Source organism: Erwinia sp. V71, assembly GCF_965644245.1.
Taxonomy (GTDB): domain Bacteria; phylum Pseudomonadota; class Gammaproteobacteria; order Enterobacterales; family Enterobacteriaceae; genus Erwinia.
On sequence record NZ_CBFFRK010000304.1, the window covers coordinates 1 to 388 of the forward strand.

A 388-nucleotide genomic window follows, 5' to 3' on the forward strand; every position below is an offset into this window, starting at 1 on the left:
TGGTAAAAAGCGAAGTCCGATACCTGACGCCGTATCCATCGAGCAGAGACCAGCCGTTGTTGATGCTCGTACCCGACTGGGTGACTGGGAAGCCGATCTGGTTCTGGGTAAACAAGGCACCGGAGCCATCGTGACGCTGGTTGAGCGTAAAAGCCGTATTTATCTGACGAAAAAGGTGTTTTCGAAAGATTCAGCCGAAGTGGCTACAGCCATTATCTCGATGCTGAGCGGCTACAAAGATGTCTGCCATACCATCACGTTCGATAATGGCGGGGAGTTTACTCAGCACAAAGAGATCGCAGCGGCCCTGGAAACAGAAACCTACTTCGCTCACCCATATGCTTCATGGGAGCGGGGGCTAAACGAGAACACTAATGGGCTGTTGAGG

General features: G+C 52.1%; 1 protein-coding gene. It reads left to right on the top strand.

The genetic code is table 11. From position 1 onward, the window contains the following. Positions 1-388, top strand: a 388-nt coding sequence (locus tag ACSZO1_RS22755; RefSeq protein WP_437616685.1) for an IS30 family transposase, incomplete at both ends; no start/stop codon positions are given.